This window comes from Aeromonas sp. 603404, assembly GCF_049171775.1.
GTDB classification, from domain to species: domain Bacteria; phylum Pseudomonadota; class Gammaproteobacteria; order Enterobacterales; family Aeromonadaceae; genus Aeromonas; species Aeromonas veronii_A.
This window is the reverse complement of sequence record NZ_JAAKPE010000012.1, coordinates 1-18,908: the sequence shown is the minus strand read 5'-3', so window position 1 is coordinate 18,908 and position 18,908 is coordinate 1. Positions and strand designations below refer to the sequence as shown.

18 protein-coding genes are annotated in these 18,908 nt (G+C 59.2%); 9 read left to right on the top strand and 9 right to left on the bottom strand.

Annotation, left to right across the window (positions count from 1 at the left end; all coding sequences use genetic code 11):
• Nucleotides 1-37: 37 nt before the first annotated feature.
• The gene (locus tag G5306_RS15270; protein WP_216949235.1) at nucleotides 38-604 is read left to right on the top strand and encodes a TetR/AcrR family transcriptional regulator; all 567 of its coding nucleotides are present in this window, start codon (nucleotides 38-40) and stop codon (nucleotides 602-604) included.
• Nucleotides 605-653: 49 nt separating this feature from the next.
• On the opposite strand, the gene G5306_RS15265 is transcribed toward G5306_RS15270, so the two are convergent.
• Together G5306_RS15265 and G5306_RS15260 are read right to left on the bottom strand one after the other, a co-directional pair.
• Nucleotides 654-998: an endonuclease domain-containing protein gene (locus G5306_RS15265; RefSeq protein WP_139406923.1), complete on the bottom strand. Its 345-nt coding sequence runs from the start codon at nucleotides 996-998 to the stop codon at nucleotides 654-656.
• A gap of 475 nt (nucleotides 999-1,473) precedes the next feature.
• Entirely contained in the window at nucleotides 1,474-2,427 is a 954-nt protein-coding gene (locus G5306_RS15260) for a LysR family transcriptional regulator (protein ID WP_069528920.1), read from the bottom strand.
• A 155-nt stretch (nucleotides 2,428-2,582) separates the two neighbouring features.
• Between G5306_RS15260 and aguA the strand changes: the two genes are divergently transcribed.
• Both aguA and G5306_RS15250 read left to right on the top strand, forming a co-directional pair.
• A complete protein-coding gene (gene aguA, locus G5306_RS15255; RefSeq protein WP_421313098.1) occupies nucleotides 2,583-3,680 on the top strand; it encodes an agmatine deiminase in 1,098 nt (365 codons plus the stop codon).
• 127 nt (nucleotides 3,681-3,807) lie between these two features.
• The gene (locus G5306_RS15250; RefSeq protein ID WP_421313097.1) at nucleotides 3,808-5,511 is read left to right on the top strand and encodes an amidase; all 1,704 of its coding nucleotides are present in this window, start codon (nucleotides 3,808-3,810) and stop codon (nucleotides 5,509-5,511) included.
• A gap of 231 nt (nucleotides 5,512-5,742) precedes the next feature.
• Here G5306_RS15250 and G5306_RS15245 read toward each other — a convergent pair whose 3' ends face one another.
• Nucleotides 5,743-6,483, bottom strand: a complete 741-nt coding sequence (locus tag G5306_RS15245) for a DUF2971 domain-containing protein (protein ID WP_201907653.1) — start codon at nucleotides 6,481-6,483, stop codon at nucleotides 5,743-5,745.
• Nucleotides 6,484-7,159: 676 nt separating this feature from the next.
• Here G5306_RS15245 and G5306_RS15240 point away from each other — a divergent pair.
• Nucleotides 7,160-7,924 (top strand): CphA family subclass B2 metallo-beta-lactamase, encoded by a 765-nt coding sequence (locus G5306_RS15240; protein WP_164536143.1) that lies wholly within the window; start codon nucleotides 7,160-7,162, stop codon nucleotides 7,922-7,924.
• Nucleotides 7,925-8,025: 101 nt separating this feature from the next.
• Here G5306_RS15240 and G5306_RS15235 read toward each other — a convergent pair whose 3' ends face one another.
• Nucleotides 8,026-9,450: a DASS family sodium-coupled anion symporter gene (locus tag G5306_RS15235; protein WP_421313096.1), complete on the bottom strand. Its 1,425-nt coding sequence runs from the start codon at nucleotides 9,448-9,450 to the stop codon at nucleotides 8,026-8,028.
• 332 nt (nucleotides 9,451-9,782) lie between these two features.
• Between G5306_RS15235 and G5306_RS15230 the strand changes: the two genes are divergently transcribed.
• Nucleotides 9,783-11,054 (top strand): hypothetical protein, encoded by a 1,272-nt coding sequence (locus G5306_RS15230; protein WP_421254545.1) that lies wholly within the window; start codon nucleotides 9,783-9,785, stop codon nucleotides 11,052-11,054.
• An 84-nt stretch (nucleotides 11,055-11,138) separates the two neighbouring features.
• On the opposite strand, the gene G5306_RS15225 is transcribed toward G5306_RS15230, so the two are convergent.
• The 3 genes from G5306_RS15225 to G5306_RS15215 all read right to left on the bottom strand — a co-directional run bounded on the left by G5306_RS15225 (nucleotide 11,139) and on the right by G5306_RS15215 (nucleotide 14,574).
• Complete coding sequence (locus G5306_RS15225; RefSeq protein ID WP_421313095.1) at nucleotides 11,139-12,386, bottom strand: DEAD/DEAH box helicase; 1,248 nt, start codon at nucleotides 12,384-12,386, stop codon at nucleotides 11,139-11,141.
• Between the two features lie 97 nt (nucleotides 12,387-12,483).
• Nucleotides 12,484-13,953, bottom strand: a complete 1,470-nt coding sequence (locus G5306_RS15220) for a GGDEF domain-containing protein (RefSeq protein WP_421274483.1) — start codon at nucleotides 13,951-13,953, stop codon at nucleotides 12,484-12,486.
• Between the two features lie 156 nt (nucleotides 13,954-14,109).
• A complete protein-coding gene (locus G5306_RS15215) occupies nucleotides 14,110-14,574 on the bottom strand; it encodes a hypothetical protein (protein ID WP_421313094.1) in 465 nt (154 codons plus the stop codon).
• A 198-nt stretch (nucleotides 14,575-14,772) separates the two neighbouring features.
• On the opposite strand from G5306_RS15215, the gene G5306_RS15210 reads away from it, so the two are divergent.
• Nucleotides 14,773-15,681 (top strand): SAM hydrolase/SAM-dependent halogenase family protein, encoded by a 909-nt coding sequence (locus G5306_RS15210; protein WP_021229492.1) that lies wholly within the window; start codon nucleotides 14,773-14,775, stop codon nucleotides 15,679-15,681.
• 80 nt (nucleotides 15,682-15,761) lie between these two features.
• On the opposite strand, the gene G5306_RS15205 is transcribed toward G5306_RS15210, so the two are convergent.
• On the bottom strand, nucleotides 15,762-16,322 hold the full coding sequence (locus tag G5306_RS15205) for a carbonate dehydratase (RefSeq protein WP_005335471.1): 561 nt from the start codon (nucleotides 16,320-16,322) through the stop codon (nucleotides 15,762-15,764).
• Between the two features lie 203 nt (nucleotides 16,323-16,525).
• Here G5306_RS15205 and G5306_RS15200 point away from each other — a divergent pair, with 203 nt between their 5' ends.
• The 3 genes from G5306_RS15200 to G5306_RS15190 all read left to right on the top strand — a co-directional run bounded on the left by G5306_RS15200 (nucleotide 16,526) and on the right by G5306_RS15190 (nucleotide 18,559).
• Nucleotides 16,526-17,167: a ribonuclease T2 family protein gene (locus G5306_RS15200; RefSeq protein WP_128815759.1), complete on the top strand. Its 642-nt coding sequence runs from the start codon at nucleotides 16,526-16,528 to the stop codon at nucleotides 17,165-17,167.
• Between the two features lie 70 nt (nucleotides 17,168-17,237).
• Complete coding sequence (locus G5306_RS15195; RefSeq protein ID WP_158112850.1) at nucleotides 17,238-17,516, top strand: helix-hairpin-helix domain-containing protein; 279 nt, start codon at nucleotides 17,238-17,240, stop codon at nucleotides 17,514-17,516.
• On the top strand, nucleotides 17,513-18,559 hold the full coding sequence (locus G5306_RS15190) for an NAD(P)H-dependent flavin oxidoreductase (protein WP_158112851.1): 1,047 nt from the start codon (nucleotides 17,513-17,515) through the stop codon (nucleotides 18,557-18,559). The genes G5306_RS15195 and G5306_RS15190 overlap by 4 nt, the downstream gene beginning before the upstream one ends.
• Before the next feature lie 143 nt (nucleotides 18,560-18,702).
• On the opposite strand, the gene G5306_RS15185 is transcribed toward G5306_RS15190, so the two are convergent.
• Nucleotides 18,703-18,908 (bottom strand): hypothetical protein (locus G5306_RS15185; RefSeq protein ID WP_421313093.1); only part of this gene is annotated, 206 nt, incomplete at its 5' end.

Below are 18,908 nucleotides of genomic sequence, written 5' to 3'. Positions count from 1 at the left end.
GCTCCTTGCCGGTGAACCATTTCCCACGGGAGGAACCATGCGCATAGCCGAGTTTGATCGGGACGAGGTACTGCGAAATGCCATGGAAGCGTTTCGCGCCAAGGGATATGCCAAGACCACCATGCAGGAGCTGGTGGCTGCCACCGGTCTGCACCCGGGCAGCATTTACGGCGCCTTTGGCAACAAGCGCGGCCTGCTGCTGGCGGCGGTGGATCATTATGTCGAGGGCAAACGCACCCTGCGCCGCTCCCTGCTCGACAACCCGAGCCCGTTGGCGGGTCTTGCTGCCTATCTCGACCGGATTGTGGGGGAGGCGCTCTGCGGCTCCTGTCTGGTGACTCGCACCATGATGGAGCTGAGCGAGCAGGATGAGGAGCTGACCCTGCGGGTCAAGGGGATCTATGGCGAGCTGGAGCAGGATCTGGCCGAGTTGCTGACACAGGCGCAGGCCAAGGGTGAACTGGCCCCGGATAGCAATATCCACACCCTCACCGCACTGCTGCTGATCAACCTGCAAGGGCTGGTCACTTTCGCCCAGTGCCGCCCCGATCGCCCCCTGCTCGACGACGTAGTCGCCCAGCTGATGCGGGCCCTGCGGGCGTAAGTTAGGTTTCCCCTTCTCCGTTTTTGCTTTTTGAATTGAGGGGAAGGGGTCAATCGGATTGACGTAATGAGAACAGGATAAAATCCAGCACGGAGTTGAGCCTGCCCAGTACATCGTTATTCCACACTCGTATCACCCGAAATCCCTGCTGATTGAGATAGGCTGTCCGAGCCTCATCATGCATCTGGTTCGCTAGTGTTCCATGTTGCGAACCATCCACTTCGATGATCAATCCCTGTTCAAGGCTGATGAAATCCACCACATAGGGGCCGATGGGCATTTGGCGGCGAAATTTCACTCCCGCCAGACGGCGATTGCGCAAGTGTTGCCACAGTTTCTGCTCTGCCAGCGTGGCATCACGTCTCAGTCGTTTGGCAAAGCGGTTGCTTTCCATAAAGGGCTCCAGTTCTGTTTGGCCCTATAGATATAGCCAGCTTCCTTTGTGTTTACCGGTTGGATATTGCGTCCCCTCACCCTAGCCCTCTCCCAAAGGGAGAGGGAACAGATCTAGGTGCTGTCAGGATTTGTTGACCCCAACCGAGCTATCGTTGTGTTTGGTAATGATGAGCTGATGAGCTGATGAGCTGATGAGCTGATGAGTGGATGGGCATTGCCCTGCTAGTTGGTTACCCGTGATGTTGCCGATTGTACTGGATCAGCTCCCTTCTCCCCTTGCGGGAGAAGGGCTGGGGATGAGGGGATGGAGCAGGAGCAGCCCTCACCCTAACCCTCTCCCGGAGGGAGAGGGAATTGATCGAGGTTCGGTTTGGGCATCATGGTCGGTCAACAAGCTCCTTCATCAAATCCTTGAGCCACACCTGCGCCGGTTGTTGCGTATGCGCCGATGGGGTATGCCAGACGCTGCGGCCTCACCTCGGCCCCACCAGCTCCTTCATCAAATCTTTCAGCCATACCAGTGCGGGTTGCTGGGCATGAACGGGGTGCCAGACGCAGTTTAGGTGGTAATCCGGCACGTCTGCGGGCAGCGGCAGGCTTTTCAGCGGCCAGTGGGTGGCAAGCAGCTCGGCCACCATGCTGGGCAGCACCAGCAGGTGATCGCTCTGGCTGACAATGGCTGCGGCGGACATATAACTCTGGCTGTTGACCGAGATGGTGCGGCTAAAGCCCTGACTTTTCAGATAGCGGTCGAGGCTCGCCTCCGAGGTGCCAAGGGGCGAGTGGAACACATGGGGCATGGCGATGAGCTGCTGCAGGGTGATGCGCTCCTGCCACTGGGAGGGGTCATCCTCGGCGCCGGCGGGGGCCGATTTGGCAATGGGCAGATCGGCGCGTACCAGCCCGGCCAGCGGCTCGGTGAGCCAGGTCTCTTTGCCGAGATACCCCGGCACCTGCATGTATTCGTCAAACCCCAGCACCAGATCGATCTCCCCGCTTGCCAGTTCGGCTTCGGGCAGGGTGTCGCGCAGGATGCGGATCTCGATGGTGACCCCCGGCGCCAGCCGTCTGAGCCGCTGAATAAGCGGCGGGATCAGCACGCACTCCACGTAATCTGTGGTGCAGAGCACGAAGCGCCGCTTCGACTGGCTCGGCTCGAACTCCTCCTCCTCGGTGAGCTGCTGCTCCAGCAGCCGCAGCGCCTGCTGTACCCCGAGGTGCAGCCGCTGGGCGCGCGGGGTCGGCAGCATCCCCTGCGGGGTGCGCACCAAAAGCGGGTCGCCGAGAAAGGTGCGCAGCCGGTTAAGCGAATGGCTCATGGCGGGCTGGCTGATAAAGAGCGCTTCGGCGGCGCGGGTGACGCTGCCCTGCGTCATCAGGGCGTCAAACGCGAGCAGCAGATTGAGGTCGAGCTGGTGCAGTTTCATGGGGGGATTATTCGCCGTGTTTATGGGACAATCCATCCTATTCATTTGATGGATGGGGGCGCAACGTCTTAATCTGCGACCCACTCTTATTTTTCCGGGTTCCCGCGCCGCATCGGGCGTAAACGGGGGCCTCAATCCATGCAAGGAGCCTTGCGATGAGCATCAAGACCATTAACTCCACGCCGGCCGCCGACGGCTTCACCATGCCCGCCGAGTGGGCGCACCAGCAGGCCGTCTGGATGATCTGGCCGTTTCGCCCGGACAACTGGCGCGTAGCCGGTCGCTTCGCGCAAGAGACCTTCGCCAAGGTGGCCGATGCCATCGGTGGCGCCACCCCGGTCTTTATGGGGGTTCCGGCCCAGTTTATGGAGCAGGCCCGCGCCATCATGCCCGCCCACGTCACTCTGGTCGAAATGGACAGCGATGACTGCTGGGCTCGCGATACCGGTCCCACCATCGTTACCAACGCTGCCGGCGAGTGCCGTGGGGTGGATTGGGGCTTCAACGCCTGGGGCGGTCACAAGGGTGGTCTCTACTACCCGTGGAATCAGGATGAAGAGGTCGCTGCCCAGATGCTGGCCCAGCACGGCATGGCTCGTTACGACGCGCCGCTGATTCTGGAAGGTGGCTCCATCCATGTCGATGGCGAAGGCACCTGCCTGACCACCGCCGAGTGCCTGCTCAACGAAAACCGCAACCCGCATCTGACCAAAGAGCAGATCGAAGCCTACCTGCGCGACTATCTGGGCGTCACCAGCTTTATCTGGCTGGACGAAGGCGTCTACATGGATGAAACCGACGGCCACATCGACAACATGTGCTGCTTCGTGCGTCCGGGTGAAGTGGCCCTGCACTGGACTGATGACCAGAACGATCCCCAGTACGCCCGCTCCGTGGCCGCCCTCAAGGTGCTGGAAGCGGCGGTCGATGCCAAGGGTCGCAAGCTGAAAGTGTGGAAGCTGCCCCAGCCGGGCCCGCTGTTCTGCACCGAAGAGGAGTCTGCCGGTGTCGAGAGCGGAACCGGTGTACCGCGCGAGGCCGAAGGCCGTCTGGCCGGTTCCTATGTGAACTTCCTCATCACCAACGATCGCATCGTCTATCCGCTGCTGGATGCCGCCACCGATGGCGAAGCCCAGCGCATTCTGGAAGAGATCTTCCCGGACCACACCGTAGTCGGCGTGCCGGCCCGCGAGATCCTGCTGGGCGGTGGCAATATCCACTGCATTACCCAGCAGATCCCTTCAGGTCAGTAAGCTGGTCGAAGAGTGTAGACATTCAAAACCCTACACCGTGGGGTTTTATCTCTTGATGGTGTGATGGTCGCAGGCGCAGATGCGGCGATCATCATGACAAACAGTCACCCTTTTACAGGAGATCCCCATGATCGAAGTGACCGAGGTTTCCATTGCCGAGCTGCGTGCCGCGCTCGAATCAGGCCGCACCACAGCGGTCGAACTGGTCAAGGCCTATCTGGCCCGGATCGAGGCTTACAACGGCCCCGAGACACAAACCCGCCTCAACGCCGTGGTGGTTGCCAATCCCGATGCGCTGAAAGAAGCCGAGGCTTCCGATGCCCGCCGCGCCCGTGGCGAGACCCTGAGCCCGCTCGACGGCATCCCCTACACCGCCAAAGACAGCTATCTGGTCAAGGGGCTGACCGCCGCCTCCGGCAGCCCGGCCTTCAAGGATCTGGTGGCCCAGCGCGATGCCTTTACCGTTGAGCGCCTGCGCGCCGCCGGTGCCATCTGCCTTGGCAAAACCAATATGCCGCCGATGGCCAATGGCGGCATGCAGCGCGGCGTCTATGGCCGTGCCGAGAGCCCCTACAACGCCGACTACCTGACCGCGCCGTTTGCCTCCGGCTCCTCCAACGGTGCCGGTACTGCCACCGCCGCCAGCTTCTCTGCCTTTGGTCTCGCCGAAGAGACCTGGTCGAGCGGCCGTGGCCCTGCCTCCAACAACGGCCTGTGCGCCTACACCCCGTCCCGTGGCGTCATCTCGGTGCGCGGCAACTGGCCGCTGACTCCGACCATGGATGTGGTGGTGCCCTATGCCCGCACCATGAATGACCTGCTGGAAGTGCTCGACGTAGTGGTCGCCGACGATGCCGATACCCGTGGCGATCTGTGGCGCATGCAGCCCTGGGTGCAACTGCCCAAGGCGTCCGAGGTGCGTCCGGCTTCCTATCTGGAACTGGCTGCCAAGGCCGATGCCCTCAAGGGGAAGCGCCTCGGCGTGCCGCGCATGTTTATCAACAAGGATGAACTGGCTGGCACCAGCGAAAACCCCGGCATCGGCGGCCCGACCGGTCAGCGCATCCATACCCGCGACTCCGTGATTGCCCTCTGGGAAGATGCGCGCAAGGCGCTGGAAGCCGCTGGCGCGGAAGTCATCGAAGTGGACTTCCCGCTGGTCTCCAACTGCGAAGGGGACCGACCCGGCGCGCCGACCGTGTTCAATCGCGGCATCGTGAGCCCGGAGTTTCTCAACGACGAGCTGTGGGAGCTCTCCGGCTGGGCGTTCGACGACTTCCTGCGCGCCAATGGCGATCCCAAGCTCAACAAGCTGGCCGATGTCGATGGGCCGAAGATCTTCCCCCACGATCCGGGCACCCTGCCAAACCGCGAGGGTGATCTGGCGGCGGGCATGGACGAGTACGTCAATATGGCCAAGCGCGGCCTGAAATCCTGGGACGAGATCGCCACAGTGCCGGACGGCCTGCGCGGTCTGGAGAAGACCCGCAAGCTGGATCTGGAGGACTGGATGGACGGGCTCAAGCTCGACGCCGTGCTGTTCCCGACCGTCGCCGACGTCGCCCCGGCTGATGCGGACGTGAATCCGGCCTCTGCCGATATCGCCTGGAGCAACGGCATCTGGGTGGCCAACGGCAACCTCGCCATTCGCCACCTCGGCGTGCCGACCGTCACCGTCCCCATGGGGGTGATGGCCGATATCGGTATGCCGGTGGGTCTGACCTTCGCCGGTCGCGCCTATGACGACAACAACCTGCTGCGTTTCGCCTCGGCCTTCGAGTCCACCGGCAGCAAGCGTATGGTGCCGCCGCGGACGCCGCCGTTGGGGTGATTGTTGGTGTGAGTTAAATCTCTCGGGTTCATTCTGAGATAATGAAAAAACCACCCGTTATGCGGGTGGTTTTTTATTTTTAGTGCAGGGAGAATTAAAAGCTGACAGTGATTGACTAATTGGCTCAATTTCGGGATGGTTAACGTCCGACAATATTCATATAAATAACGATGAAATACGAATTTCATCCAGCTTTTAAGATAATTGAGCTCTCGATGTTTGTATGGTGTTTCACTTTCTATTATAAATGCGAAAATCTTTATACGAAAGCCAAGGTGTAGAGTTAGAATAACTGATTTGCTCAAATTGAATCCCCTCTTTATATGTGGCCTGGAATACTGAACGTTGATCTTCCTCAGTGGTATCAGTGCCAAAAACGATGCCACTCAAAGCGTTACCAAATTTAAGGAATTGGTTTTCTGTAGAGTCAATATACATTAAGTAGCGGAATTCATTTTCATCTCGCCAATCCAAAGATTTTTCAAAAATCAGTTCGTTGTTGTATTCGTCAATGTGTTGACGAACATACTCTGTTATTCCAATCTCTTTTAGAAGTGGATAGTTCAAAGTGTAAGGGCTCTTAAATATATCCCCTTTCAATAAAGTGTTTTTGTATTTAATGTCACTTGCATATAAATCTGCTATAGAGCTATATTGTTCTTTTAACAGAGTTTCAATGCGTTGCCTATCAAATATTAGACAGACCCCCTTATGATTATCCCCATATTGAGCCCACATTCTTGGTTTTGCAAAGCCTCTAAGGTATATATCATTCAGGAAATCTTTTCCTAAATGTGGCATGTCTTTTGTAAAGCAAAGAACCTTACATTTTGTTTTTATCTCGTTTGATATTTCTTGCCATAACTCTATTGATTCATCATGAGAAGGCGAGATGTTTTCTAAAATATGGAAATCAAATTTCCAATTTTTTGACTCCTTGGGATCATTGGTTCCTCGTAGGGAGTTAAACATTAGTGTTTTATTTTTCAGAATGTAATTTATAGCTGTGTGAGTGCTAGTGTAGTGATACAAGTACTTATTATGCTCTCTCAAATGTTGAAACATATACAGCCTTTCGAGTTACAAATATTGTTTAATGAAGGGGATTATAATGCAGGAATGATGCAGGGCAGTAGATTAGAGATGCGGATTCTGACGATCGCGAACAGGTCGTGGCCGAGAGGCTGCTGATATCTGGAATTTATTAGCGGTCTTGCCATGACTCGGTGCGTGGCGGTATGCGGACGATTACGCTGCGCTAATCGACCCTACATGATGTGGCTTATTGTTACCTCCCCCTCATCCCCAGCCCTTCTCCCGCAAGGGGAGAAGGGAGCAAATAGGCTCCGCTGATTGTGCTTTACGTACGAGGTTCGGGTGGGGATGAGAGTTTGGAATTGGCACGGGCCTAACCCTCTCCCTCGGGAGAGGGTTAGGGTGAGGGGCCGCTATCTGTGTTACAGGTTCGAATGGCGCAGCGTATTCGGACGTTCGCGAATAGTGGGTCGCTGCAGATTGATCCTGACTTCACTCAGACTTCACACAACCTCATTTTCCCCTCACAAATCCCCCGTATCTTCTGCTCACTGCTTAAAAGGCCCGGCTTGCCACAGGGGTGGCGAGGGGGCGATTGGTTCGAGGGAGCAAGATGATGAAAGGTTGGATGAAATGCGGGTTGGCCGGAGCCGTGGTGCTGATGGCGAGTTTCTGGGGTGGCAGCGTGCGGGCGGCGGGGATCTCCCTCAAGCAGGTGAGCGGCCCGGTGTATGTGGTGGAGGACAACTACTACGTAAAGGAAAACTCCATGGTCTATTTCGGGGCCAAGGGGGTGACGGTGGTGGGGGCGACCTGGACGCCGGATACCGCCCGCGAGCTGCACAAGCTGATCAAACGGGTCAGCAGCAAGCCGGTGCTGGAGGTGATCAACACCAACTACCACACCGACCGGGCGGGCGGTAACGCCTATTGGAAGTCCATCGGGGCCAAGGTGGTGGCGACCCGTCAGACCCGGGATCTGATGAAGAGCGACTGGGCCGAGATTGTTGCCTTTACCCGCAAGGGGCTGCCGGAGTACCCGGATCTGCCGCTGGTGTTGCCCAACGTGGTGCACGATGGCGACTTCACGCTGCAAGAGGGCAAGGTGCGCGCCTTCTACGCGGGCCCGGCCCATACGCCGGACGGCATCTTTGTCTACTTCCCCGACGAGCAGGTGCTCTATGGCAACTGCATCCTCAAGGAGAAGCTGGGCAACCTGAGCTTTGCCAATGTGAAGGCCTATCCGCAGACCATCGAGCGGCTCAAGGCGATGAAGCTGCCGATCAAGACGGTGATCGGCGGTCACGACTCACCGTTGCACGGCCCCGAGCTGATTGATCACTATGAAGAACTGATCAAGGCGGCGCCCCAGAGCTGACCCGCGCTGTTTTTAACAATGCCGCAGCGTGTGGCAAGCGCTGCGCCGGTATAGAACGCTGCGCAGCCATGCAAAAGGGCCCGTTACGGGCCCTTTTGCTATCAGATCAGCCACTGCCACCAGGTGAGGCCGATGCTCATCACCACGGCAAAGCCCACGATGGCGATCACCAGACCGATGCGCATCCACTCCGCGCTGGTGTGATAGCCCATCCCCATCAGCAGCGGGATGCGGGCGTGGGAGTAGGTGGCGAGGTTGCAACCCACGTTGGTGATGGCGGCGATGCTGAAGATGGCCAGCTCGGCAGGTACGCCGACCGCCAGCAGGGCCCCGGCAATGACCGGCGCCAGCGCCACCACCTTGGCGGTGGCCGAGGCGAAGGCGTAGGAGGTAAAGAGGTAGAGCCCCATCACCACCAGCAGCATGGTAATGGTGCCGAGCCCGCCGAGGGTGCTGTGCATAAAGCCGGAGAGTTCATCCCCCAGCCAGCCGGTAAAGCCGACCCGTTTCAGGTTGTCAGCCATCCCCATCAGCACGCTGAACCAGATCAGGGTATCGAAGGCGGCGCTGTTGCCCTTCACATCGTTCCAGTTCAGCACCCCGAGCAGCAGCAGGGCGGCCAGACCGAGAAAGGCAACCGTGGTGGCATCCAGCCCCAGATTGCTGCCGCCAACCCAGAGCACCACCAGACCGACAAAGACCCCGAGCAGGCTCTTCTCATGGCGGGAGAGGGGGCCCATTTTGGCCAGCTCCTCGCGGGCGAAGCGGGGTGCATCCGGTGTGTCGCGGGTCTCGGGGCGGATCACCAGATAGAGCACCAGCGGCATGATCAGCAGCAGACCGATGGCGGGCGGCAGCAGGTAGAGCGCCCATTCGCGAAAGCCGATCGTCAGCCCGGCGACGCTGGCGGCAATGCCGACCAGCGCCAGATTGCCGGCAAAGCCGGTGCTGAAGGCGACCGCCGAGGCGTCGTTCATGGCGCTGACGCTGGAGAGCAGGAACTGCCCCAGCTTGCGGTCATCCTTGTTGATGGTCTTGGCCAGCGAGTCGGCAATGGGGGCGACGATGGCGGCGCGGGCCGTGTTGCTCGGAGTAGCGGGGGCCAGAATAAAGTCGGCAACCGCCAGACAGTAGGCGGAGCGCAGGGTGGACTGGCCAAAGCGGCTGAGCAGCAGCAGGGCGATCCGCTTGCCAAGACCGGTCTTGGCAAAGGCGCTGGCAATCATGAAGGCGATGACGATAAGCCAGATCAGCGGGTGGTTGAAGTCGACCAGCGCCCCTTCGATGGCCGCCTTGGGGGTCGCTTCGCCACCGGCATGGAGCACGGCGTAGAGCCCGAGGGAGAGGATGGCGATATAGCCGGTCGGCGCTATGTTGGTGACGATGACCAGTATGGTGGCGATAAACAGAATGGCGGTGTGGTAGGCCGCAGGTGCCAGTCCGGCCGGTGCTGGCAGCTGCCAGCAGACGATAGCCAGCAGCACGGTCACGAGTGCGGCGAGCTGGGCGAGAGTGAGTTTTTTCATAAGATTCCTGTCCGGAATGAGTGGGGGGGGGCGATTGAGGCCGCTTCAGCCCCCCTACTATAAAAGGGGTATTGATGGATGCCAAATCCATCAATTGCATCAAATTGAGCTTTCGATTAATTGCAGCTGGTTATTTGGGCTGCTCTGGCCTTGTGGAGATGGGGTGGTGCAGGGCAACTGGCGGGTCATCAAAAGTGATGAACAACAAAACGCCCGGGATCGGGCCTTTTGCCCTTGGTTGCTGTGAGTGTGCGGGATTAAGGCTGTTCAAGGCGGGTGGGCTTTCATAAGATGGCGTTTAGTCATTCCCCGGAAAACCATAAATTTTCGTTATGCAATACGCCTCTCTCGCGCGCCTCAAGCAGGCCTTTATCACCGGGATGTGGGCCTCACTGGTCAGCATCGTTATCGGCTTCGCCTTCAAGGTGTGGCTGGCGCAGTGGGTCGCCAAGGGGGAGCTGGCGCTGTTCAACAGCGTGGTGGATTTGATCTCCCTCTCCTTTATCCTGATGACAGGTTTTCGCTCCTCCATGGTGGTGAGCTACTCCCAGACCAAGAACGATCGGGACATCATCAATATCTTCCGCTACTTCCTCATCGGCATCGTGCTGCTCACCTGGGGGGCGGTGATCCCCTATATCAAGCACGGGCTCCATATCCGGGTGGAGTATCTGCAACTGGTGGGGGTCATCTTCGGGCTGGGGCTCAAGGTCTACTTCACCAATCTGGTGGCCATGTACCGGATGTATGCGCTCTCCAACCGGGTCACCTGGCTGGAGCCGCTGGCCAACGGTCTGCTGTTTATGGCCTGTTACTTCGGGCTGGGGATGGATGCGCTTGCCTCGCTCTTCTACGGGCTGACCTTCTCCTCGCTCGCCATCGCCGGTTATATGTATGTTTCGCGCCGTCGGGCCATCGCCACCAGGCCGCTGGCCAAGGTAGCGCTCGGCCCCGAGATGGTGAGCTATGTGAAGAAGAGCTTTACCGCCTCGCTGGAGGCGGGGGCCAGTATCCTGATGATTTACATCACTGTGCTGCTCACCATCCGCCACTTCAGCATCGACGAGCTGGGGGATTTTCAGGTGGTGGTGCGTCCCATCTTCACCTATATGACCACCCTGTTTGTCTTCCCCATCTACCGCTTTGTGCTGCCTGAGCTGGCGGTCAATCTGCGCAACGGCGATCACCGCCAGATAAGGCTTATTCGCCGCTGGATCTTCCGCCTCTCCGCCATCGTCAGTCTGGCGTTCTTTGGTTTGATGCTGCTGGCGGGCAAACCGCTGGTGCTGTTGTTCTTCCCCGCCGACTACGTGGGGGCGGTGCCTGTGCTGTTCCACTTCTCCATCTTCTTTATCTTTATGATGCTTAACGGCTATCAGCTCGCCTATATCAAGGCTCACGGTCACTTTACCCAGAGTTTGCTGATCCGGCTGGCGGGCATAGTGGCACTGGTCGCCGCCTACTATCTGGTGGCCGAGTTCACCGCCAACGTGGTGGCGATTATCGTGGCGCTGGGGCTCGGTTATATGGTGATGTTTATTCTCTCGACCCTGGCGGAGCGGCAGATCTTGCGATCCCTGCCACTGGTGCTGGCGACCCGCTAGGGTGCTACTCGCCAAGAGCTGGCTCCTGTCAGATAACAAAAAACGCCCGTGCGGGCGTTTTTTTATTGGCGGCGCAGGGGAGGTTTAACGCTTGCCCTTGCCACCCTTGTTGCCAGCGAGGGCCTGCTTTCTGGCGCGCTGCTTCTGAGCCGCCTTGCTGTTGCGACGCGGCTCGGGCTCGAAGCGGGTGAGATCTGGCTCAAAGCCCGGAAACCACTGCTGGGGCAAACGGGTGTCGAGCACAGCTTCCACCTTCTCCAACAGGGGGGCATCTTCCGGACTGAACAGGGTGATGGCGAGCCCCTTGTTGCCGGCACGGCCTGTGCGACCGATACGGTGGACGTAATCCTCGGCCACAAACGGGAACTCGAGGTTAATCACATAGTTGAGATCCGTGATATCGAGGCCGCGGGCCGCCACGTCGGTGGCGACCAGCGCCTGCAAGGTGCCGGTGCGAAACTCCAGCAGCACCTTCTCCCGCGCGCTTTGCGACAGATCGCCGTGGAAGGCCAGCGCATTGATGCCCGTCTTGCCAAGCTGCTGGGCCAGTTTGTCCGCCCCCTGACGGGTGCGGCTGAAGATAAGCGCCGGTGCCCACCTTTTCACTTTCAGCATGTGTTCGACCAGCGCCAGCTTGCGATCGCTGTCCACAGTGTAGACCCGCTGCTCCACCTCGGCCGCCGTGGTGTTGCGCGGTGCAACTTCAATCAACTCGGGGTCGCGCAGCAGCACCTTGCAGAGGGCAAACAGGTTGTCGTCGCAGGTGGCGGAGAAGAGCAGGGTTTGGCGATCCACCGGGATCTGTTTGAGCAGCGCCTTGATCTCGTCCATAAAGCCCATGTCGAGCATGCGGTCCGCCTCGTCAAATACCAGATGACGCAGCGCCGCCAGACTCAAGGCCCCCTGCCGCAGATGATCGAGCAGGCGGCCCGGGGTGGCGATCAGGATATCCACTCCGGCTTGAAGCGCCGCTACCTGCGCCGCAATACTCACCCCGCCGTAGACCAGTGTGCTGGTGAGACCGGTACCCTGGCCGTAGCGCGCGACACTCTCGGCAACCTGCACCGCCAGCTCGCGGGTCGGCACCAGCACCAGCGCGCGGATCGGGCGGGGCTCTGCTTGTGGCTGCGCCAGCAACTGCTCCAGCAGCGGCAGCACAAAGGCGGCGGTCTTGCCGGTGCCGGTCTGTGCCCCCGCCATCAGATCCCGCCCTGCCAGAATGACCGGGATGGCGCGAGCCTGAATGGGGGTCGGTGCGGCATAGCCAAGCTCGGTCAGGGTCTGCTGCAAGCGGGGGGAGAGGGCCAGTTCGGCAAAGGAGGCTGTGGACATAGGGGCACCAGTCGGGGTTATCGCGGCCTGCGGCCACGATGCAATGAGTGATCGTGGCCGCGATGGTAACAGAAGCAGGGGGAGCGGCAGAAGGCGGCTATGCCTCTGTGTCGTCCGGCAACGGGCGGATCAGCCGGATCTTTTTGCCCTCGTAGCAGGCGATGTTGTGCTTGCCGTGCTGTTTGACGTGGTAGAGCAGCTCGTCGGCGAGATGCACCGCCTCGGTGACGGTGAGATAGTCGCGAATGCGGATCACCCCGGCGGAGAAGGTGATGGGGGTGGGCAGCTCGGGGATCCCCAATGGTCGATCCAGCAGGCGGCCAGCGGAGTGGATCATTATCTCGTCATCCTCCATCCCCTTGAACAGCACAATAAACTCCTCGCCGCCCCAACGGATGGCGCTGTCCACCTTGCGGATATTGCTTCTGAGATGGCGGGCAAAGGCGACCAGTGCCAGATCCCCGACGCCATGGCCATAGGTGTCGTTGATCGACTTGAAGTTGTCGATATCCAGGATCATCAGGTAGTCGTGCTCATGGAGCAGACTCTGGCAGAGCACATCCCTGCGTGGCAGCCGGGTCAGGTGGTCGGTGTGCGCCAGGGTGCGCAGGCGCAGGTAGATCTGCTTCCAGGCCACCATGCCCAGCAACAGCACGATGAGATAGACCTTGAATGCTGCGCCATGCAGGGCCAGCTTGACGAAATCGAACCAGCTGTAGGACCACTTCAGATAGAGATCATCCCCCGCCTTGGTGCGCATAAAGGGTTTGCTCAGGCAGAGATGCCTCGGGCTGCAGGGCTCGGCGGCTTCAAACGATATGTTGGTGCGGGTCGGGTTGATGGTGTCGAAGGGGCGCAACACATCGTTAAATGCTTCATCGACGGCGATATCGATACCGAGCAGCCCGTATTTGTAACCGCCGCGCCCCGACTGATGAATGAAGGGGAAGTACATCACTATGGTGTTGCGCATGCTGAAGCTGTCGATCTCGATATCGGAGACAAAGGCTTCATCGGTGCTGCACAAAGGGCGGCCGGGGGCAAAGCTGGCGCAACCGAAGTAGTGATACCAGGCGGGCAGTGTCATCAGATCCACCTTGATCGGCGCCAGTCTGGTGGGCAGCACATTGTTGTCGGCCACCATGCCGATCAGCCGGTAGTCATTCCAGATGGTGTAGATATTGATCACCTCCGGATAGGAGAGGGCATAGCGGAAGGTGTTGAGGATATTGGCGGCCGGGTATTGCAGCGGAATATCGGCAAAGCGGTATTTGCTTTTGAGGTCATACCCATAGAGATAGTCGCTGCCGACGCTATTCGGGGGCGGTGGCTGATCGAGCAGATGGTGTTGTGCCAGATAGCTGGTGATGTTCTCCACCTTGAGGATCTTGGCTCGCTGGTAGAAGACCTCGAACACGTTCTTCTGTCTGGCGGTGATGAGATCCATGTCGTGCTGGATAGTGAGATAGGTGTAGTAGAAGACAGTGCCCAATCCGGTCAGGGCGAGCAGGGCCAATCCGGCCACTTTGACGATGAACTGGCGAGCAAACGCCGGGGGCCAGCGCAAGGCTGGGGGGTTACCTGAAAATAAGGTCATAGGTGTCTGGTTAGAGTACCGATAGGGGCGTGGGCGCCATACGGGCAAAGTATACGCGAATGAAATCCCGACAGGATCCACCGACAAACCTTGCCAGAAGCTGAAGACCTCACCACTTATTTATCCCTACTCGACGATCAGCACGCTCTCGCTGGCCAGATGGTGCAGCCACTCCCTGACGATCAGCAGCACGGCGGCAAAGTGCTCGTCGCGCGGCAGCAAGCTGGCGGCGAGGGGATCCCCTTCCGCCATGGCGGCCAGCTGGCCAAAGGCTTGTTCCACCAGATCCCGGTCGAGCTGGTTGTCCCCCAGCACTTCGGCCAGCGACGGCTGGCTGCGCAGGGTCAGCTGCAAGCCGGGCGGGATCTGCGGGGCAATGCGCATCAACTCATCTTCCACCACCATGATGGCCCGCTCCAGTTCGAGCGGGGTGGGTGGCGCGTGGCGAAATGGCCCGGGCTGGATGGCGCGGGTGCCGAAGGCCAGCGGGTAGTGTGACGGGGCCGCATCTGGCTGGCTCAGCCAGAGCTGACTGCTCTGTTCACCAACCTCCAGCAGCAGGGTCATCATCTCCGGTTCGGGTTGTGTCATGGTGCTGAGCTCCTGTATTGTAAACGTTTTCCCATTCCGCCTTTGATACCCCTGCTGTCGCCGTTTGGCGAGCACAATTTCTGCGAGTCGTCCCTCACTTTGTGGCAAACCCCTTGCAAAAAAATTCATTGGTGGCAGTCTGGATGTCTAAATGGCTTTCGCCGTTTCGTTATCCTCAGATGATTCAGGAGTTCAGATATGGATATTCGCACCGCTCCCCGTGCCATCGCGCTCGCTCTCATGCTGGCAAGCGGCATCGCCGCCGCCAACGAAGCGCTGGTGATCCAGACCGATTTCGGCCTCAAAGATGGCGCCGTGTCGGCCATGAAGGGGGTTGCCTTCGGGGTGGACCGCACTCTGCCGCTCTATGACCTGACCCACGAGATCCCGGCTTACAACATCTGGGAAGCCTCCTACCGCCTCTACCAGACCCTGCAGTATTGGCCCAAGGGGACTGTGTTTGTCAGCGTGGTTGATCCCGGTGTCGGCACCGAGCGCAAGTCAGTAGTGCTCAAGACCAGGAGCGGCCACTACATCGTGACCCCGGACAATGGCACTTTGACCCTGGTGGCCGAGCACTTCGGCATCGAGGCGGTGCGCCAGATCGATGAGAAGCTCAACCGCCTCAAGGGCTCCGAGAAGTCCTACACCTTCCATGGCCGCGATGTGTACGCCTATACGGGCGCACGGCTCGCCTCTGGCGCCATCAGCTATGAGCAGGTTGGCCCGCTGCTGCCTGCCGAAGTGGTGAAGATCCCCTATCAGCCTGCGGTCGCCGAGAAAGATGGCACCCTCAAGGGCACCATCCCGATCCTCGATGTGCAGTACGGCAACGTCTGGACCAATATCGATGATGTCCTGCTGACCAAGGCGGGGATCAACAAGGGGGATAACGCCTGCATCAAGATCCGCGAAGGGGATGTGGTCAAATATGACGGCAAGGCCCCTTACGTCAGCAGCTTCGGTGACGTGCCGGAAGGTCAGCCGCTGGTCTACCTCAACAGCCTGCTGCAGGTGTCGGTGGCGCTGAACATGGACAGCTTCGCCGCCAAGCATCAGGTGCAATCCGGTGCCAACTGGCATATCAGCCTGAAGAAGTGCTCCTGACCCGCACATATATAAGTAGAGATAGAAACAGCAACGGGCGCTTCGGCGCCCGTTTTGTTCTCTGTTAATAAAGAAAGGGATCAGAACTCGTTGGAGAGCGCCTTGTACCCTTTGACCAGATCGATATTGGTGTGGGCCACGTCCTCGGAGAACTCGGCGGCATCCACCGAGACCCGTGGGATATGGGTCAGATCGCTCTGCTGGTTGATACGGGTGGTGGAGGGGACGTAGAACTCCGGCGGCAGATCGCAGCCATCAATCACCGAGTTGTGACGCACCACGGCACCGTCACCGATATGGCAGTTGAACAGCACGCTGTTGAAGCCGATAAAGACCCGGTTTCCCACTTCGCACGGTCCGTGGACGATGGAGCGGTGGGCGATGGAGGTGTACTCGCCGATGGTGACGGCGGCGCCGGATTTGGAGTGGATTACCACGCCATCCTGGATATTGGAGTTGGCGCCGATGACGATGGGTTCCATATCTCCACTCTCATCCACCTCGTCGGCACGGATCACCGCATAGGGGCCGACAAAGACATTCTCTTTGATGATCACCTTGCCGCAGATGATGGCGGTCTTGTCGATATAGGCGGATTCGTCGATGACAGGCAGATGGCCGGAGGGATTCTTGCGGATCATGTTACATCCTGTGGTTGCCAAGAGGGATTATCTGGTGGTGGACGAGGAGCCTACCGGTCGGTCAGCTTACCCCTGCTCGCCCTCTGGTGAAACCCCTGACTGGTCTGACCCTTGTCGCGCGGCGTCTCAGCATGGCTGTTTCCCGCCGCCAGAATATGGGAGCATGGCTGTCATCCCGAGTCGCGTAAGGTGGACATATAAAGATGAAGAAGATGATTGCCCTGTTGGCGGGTAGTTTGTTGCTCTCCTCGGCCGTGCTGGCTAAAGGGGAGGCGGGGGAGTTTGACTATTACGCTATGGCGCTCTCCTGGTCGCCCGAGCATTGCGCCGTCAAACCGGCGGATCGGGACCAGTGTTCCCGCAAGCTGGGCTTTGTGCTGCATGGTCTTTGGCCCCAGTACGATCGCGGTTACCCCAGCAACTGCACCCGCGAACGGCTCAATCCCGATATGGAGAGCGAGTTTGCCGACCTCTACCCCAGCCGTTTCCTCTATCGCCATGAGTGGGAGAAGCACGGCACCTGCTCCGGCTTGAGCCAGCAGGCCTTCCATCAGCTGGCGAGCGATTTGCGCCAGAAGGTGAAGATCCCGGCGGCTTATCAATCCCCGGAAGAGCCGCTGCGCAAAACCAGTTTCCAGCTCAAGGCCGATCTGGCGAGCGCCAACCAGTGGCTGGCTCCCGACAACATCACGGTGGCTTGCGCCGATGGTGGCCGCTTCCTGCGGGAGATCTACATCTGCGTCAATAAAGAGGGGACAGATGCGGTCACCTGCTCCGCCGAGATGCAAAAGCGTGAGCGTCGCTCCTGTGGTCAGCCGGACTTCCTGCTGCGCAGCGTGCGTTAAGTCTTCACTCATCATCGGGCCCCTTGCGGGCCTGATGTGTAACCACAGCTATCGGAAAGGAGTCTGAAAGATGGATGGCAACAACCGGTTTGGCCCGCAAGAGCGGGCAATGCTGCTCGGGGTGAAAGGAGTGGGGCCGACGGTTATCGAGCGGATCGAACAGCTTGGCTACCATACCCTGGCCGGATTGGCCGAGGCCGACACCACCCATATTGTCCAGCGGGTAGCCAGCATGCTGGGCTCGACCTGTTGGCAGAACAGCCCGCAGGCTCGCAGTGCCATCGACGGCGCCATTGCGCTGGCCCGTGCACATCTGGTCGCCGATACGACAAGTGGGATGAATGGATGAGCCTCTTTAGCGAACTGGGGATGCGTTATCCCATTATTCAGGCGCCGATGGCCGGTGTGCAGGGTAGCGAGCTGGCGCTGGCCGTGACCCGTGCGGGCGGCTTGGGCTCCTTGCCTGCCGCCATGCTCACGCCAGCGGAGCTGCGCAGCGAACTGGAGCGACTTGCCCACAGCGGCCTTGGGCCATTTAACATCAACTTCTTCTGCCATCGGCAACGGGAACCGGATCCCGTTGCTCTGGCCCGCTGGCAGCAGTGCCTTGTTCCCTACTACATCGAGTTCGGCATACTTCCCCCAGCGGTCACGATGGTGCCAAGTCGTGCACCTTTCAATGAGGAGCATGCCGCCATGGTGGCTGAGTTCAGACCGGCGGTGGTCAGCTTTCACTTCGGCCTGCCCGCGCCCGAGCTGCTTGCCCAAGTGAAGGATGCGGGGGCCAAGGTATTTGCCAGCGCCACTACGGTCGCGGAGGGCGTATGGCTCGCTCAACACGGCGCCGATGCCATCATCGCTCAGGGATTGGAGGCGGGAGGTCATCGCGGTCATTTCCTCTCTGAGGATCTCGCGCTGCAGCAGAGCACCCTGACCCTGTTGGCGCAGATCCTCGCGGCAACCGACCTGCCGGTGATTGCCGCTGGTGGTATCGTCGATGGCAAGGGGATAGCCAACGCGCTGCAAATGGGGGCGAGCGCTGTGCAGATGGGCACTGCCTTTCTCTGTTGCCATGAAGCGACCACCTCGGCGCTGCATCGCGCAATCCTTCACTCACCCCAAGGCCAGCAGACGGCGCTGACCAATCTGTTCAGTGGCCGCCCGGCGCGGGGTATCGTCAACCGTCTTATGAAGGAGCTGGGCCCGCTCTCGGAGTTTGTCCCTCACTTCCCCTATGCCAGTGGTGCACTGGTACCGCTGCGGGCCACTGCCGAAAAGAGGGGTGACAGCGGCTTCTCTCCGCTCTGGGCTGGCCAGAATGTATCGGGCTGCCGGGATCTTTCCGCTGGCGAGCTGATGGCGTGCTGGGTCAAAGAGGCTCGATTGGGATAAGCGCTTCTATATATGCCTCATACGCCTTCTTATATAGAAGATGTCGAGGGCGCTGCGCGTTAGACGCGACAGTGCGGCAATGGTGGATGAATGCCAAGCCAGTACCCTTGTAAGGCATTTATCCGGTGTAAAACGTCCTCACTTTACCCTTGGTTGTGGATAAGTCTGTATAAAGGCTGTGTGTTGATATGAATAACCAAAAAATTGCACTTTTTTGCAATTTTATTGCGGTAAAGCCTTGCCAATGTGAGCTGGATCTCTATAATGCGCCACATCGACAGGGCAAGCGGCAACGCAAACAACCTCGTCGGTAACCTCGAAAAGCCTTTGAAAATAAGGCTTGACTCGA